The sequence below is a fragment of the Streptomyces sp. NPDC057271 genome, from assembly GCF_042668715.1.
In the GTDB taxonomy this organism is placed as follows: domain Bacteria; phylum Actinomycetota; class Actinomycetes; order Streptomycetales; family Streptomycetaceae; genus Streptomyces.
In genome coordinates, this window is record NZ_JBHUYJ010000225.1 from 1 (window position 1) to 2,581 (window position 2,581).

General features: G+C 68.4%; 2 protein-coding genes. Both read right to left on the minus strand.

The window, feature by feature from the left end:
- On the minus strand, nucleotides 1-747 hold a 747-nt coding region (locus ACFUJR_RS39065), incomplete at its 3' end, for a 2-oxoacid:ferredoxin oxidoreductase subunit beta (protein ID WP_383165882.1).
- Nucleotides 740-2,581 (minus strand): 2-oxoacid:acceptor oxidoreductase subunit alpha (locus tag ACFUJR_RS39070; RefSeq protein ID WP_383451287.1); only part of this gene is annotated, 1,842 nt, incomplete at its 5' end. The genes ACFUJR_RS39065 and ACFUJR_RS39070, both read right to left, overlap by 8 nt.

Here is a 2,581-nt window from a genome sequence, read left to right on the forward strand (position 1 = left end):
CTGGCCGGTGCCGAAGCGGATCGGCTGTCCGTGTTCGAGGCGGATGACGGCTTCCTGTGCCTGGTCCTTGTCCTTGAGGGCTTCGAAGGCGCCGTCGTTGAAGATGTTGCAGTTCTGGTAGATCTCGACGAGGGCGGTGCCGGGGTGGTCGGCTGCCTGGCGCAGGACCTCGGTGAGGTGTCTGCGGTCGGAGTCGACGGTGCGGGCGACGAAGGAGGCCTCGGCGCCGATCGCGAGGGAGACCGGGTTGAACGGGGCGTCGAGGGAGCCCATCGGCGTGGATTTGGTGATCTTGCCGACTTCGGAGGTGGGACTGTACTGGCCCTTGGTGAGTCCGTAGATCCGGTTGTTGAACAGCAGGATCTTCAGGTTGACGTTGCGGCGCAGGGCGTGGATGAGGTGGTTGCCGCCGATGGACAGGGCGTCGCCGTCGCCGGTGACGACCCAGACCGACAGGTCACGGCGGCTGGTGGCGAGGCCGGTGGCGATGGCGGGGGCGCGGCCGTGGATGGAGTGCATCCCGTAGGTGTTCATGTAGTACGGGAAGCGGGAGGAGCAGCCGATGCCGGAGACGAAGACGATGTTCTCGCGGGCGAGGCCGAGTTCGGGCATGAAGCCCTGGACGGCGGCGAGGACGGCGTAGTCGCCGCAGCCGGGGCACCAGCGGACTTCCTGGTCGGACTTGAAGTCCTTCATGGACTGGGCGGCTTCGGCCTTGGGCACGAGGTTCAGGAGTGTCTCACTCATCGATGGCCTCCTTGAGTGCCGAGGCGAGGTCCTCGGCCTTGAACGGCATGCCGTTGACCTGGGTGTGCGAGCGGGCGTCGATGAGGTACTTCGCCCGGATGAGGGTGGCGAGCTGGCCGAGGTTCATCTCCGGGACGATCACCTTGTCGTACCGGTCGAGGATCTCGCCGAGGTTGCGCGGGAAGGGGTTGAGGTGGCGCAGGTGGGCCTGCGCGATCGCGCCCCTGTCGCGGCGGATGCGGCGCACGGCCGCGGTGATGGGCCCGTAGGTGGAGCCCCAGCCCAGTACGAGTGTCGTCGCGCCGTCGGGGTCGTCGACGGTGAGGTCGGGGACCTCGATGCCGTCGGTCTTGGCCTGGCGGGTGCGGACCATGAGGTCGTGGTTGGCCGGGTCGTAGGAGATGTTCCCGGTGCCGTCCTGCTTCTCGATCCCGCCGATGCGGTGTTCCAGGCCGGGGGTGCCGGGCACCGCCCACGGGCGGGCCAGGGTCTGCGGGTCACGCTTGTAGGGCCAGAACGCCTCGCTGCCGTCCTCCAGCCGGTGGTTGGGGCCGGTGGTGAACTGCACCCGCAGGTCGGGCAGTTCGTCGATGTCCGGGATCCGCCACGGCTCGGAGCCGTTGGCGAGGTAGCCGTCGGAGAGCAGGAACACCGGCGTGCGGTAGGCCAGCGCGATCCGGGCCGCCTCGAGCGCCGCGTCGAAACAGTCCGCCGGCGTCCTCGGTGCCACCACCGGCACCGGCGCCTCGCCGTTACGCCCGTACATCGCCTGCAACAGGTCGGCCTGCTCGGTCTTGGTCGGCAGCCCCGTCGAAGGGCCACCACGCTGGATGTCCACCACCAGCAGCGGCAGCTCCAGCGACACCGCCAGACCGATCGTCTCCGACTTCAGCGCCACACCCGGCCCCGACGTCGTCGTCACCGCCAGCGAGCCGCCGAACGCCGCCCCCAGCGCCGCGCCGATACCCGCGATCTCGTCCTCGGCCTGGAACGTGCGCACCCCGAAGTTCTTGTGCCGCGACAGCTCGTGCAGGATGTCGGACGCCGGCGTGATCGGGTACGAGCCCAGATACAGAGGCAGATCCGCCTGACGGGCCGCGGCGATCAGACCGTAGGAGAGGGCCAGGTTCCCCGAGATGTTGCGGTACGTGCCCGTCGGGAACGCCCTCGTCGCCGGGGCCACCTCGTAGGAGACGGCGAAGTCCTCCGTCGTCTCACCGAAGTTCCAGCCCGCACGGAACGCGGCCACGTTCGCCTCCGCGATCCGCGGCCGCGATGCGAACTTCCGCCGCAGGAAGGCCTCCGTGCCCTCCGTCGGCCGGTGATACATCCACGACAGAAGCCCGAGCGCGAACATGTTCTTCGAACGCTCGGCCTCCTTCCGCGACAGACCGAACTCCTTCAACGCCTCGATCGTCAGCGTCGTCAACGGCACCGGATGCACCCGGTAACCGTCCAGCGAACCGTCCTCCAACGGCGAGGAGTCGTACCCGACCTTCGCCATCGCCCGCTTCGCGAACTCATCCGTGTTCACGATGACCTCGCCACCCCGCGGCACATCACCGATGTTCGCCCTCAACGCGGCCGGATTCATCGCGACCAGCACGTCCGGGGCATCCCCCGGCGTCAGAATGTCATGGTCCGCGAAATGAAGCTGGAACGACGACACACCCGGCAGCGTGCCCGCGGGCGCCCGGATCTCCGCCGGGAAGTTCGGCAGCGTCGACAGATCGTTCCCGAACGACGCCGTCTCCGACGTGAACCGGTCACCCGTGAGCTGCATACCGTCACCGGAATCACCCGCGAACCGGATGATCACCCGATCGAGCCGGCG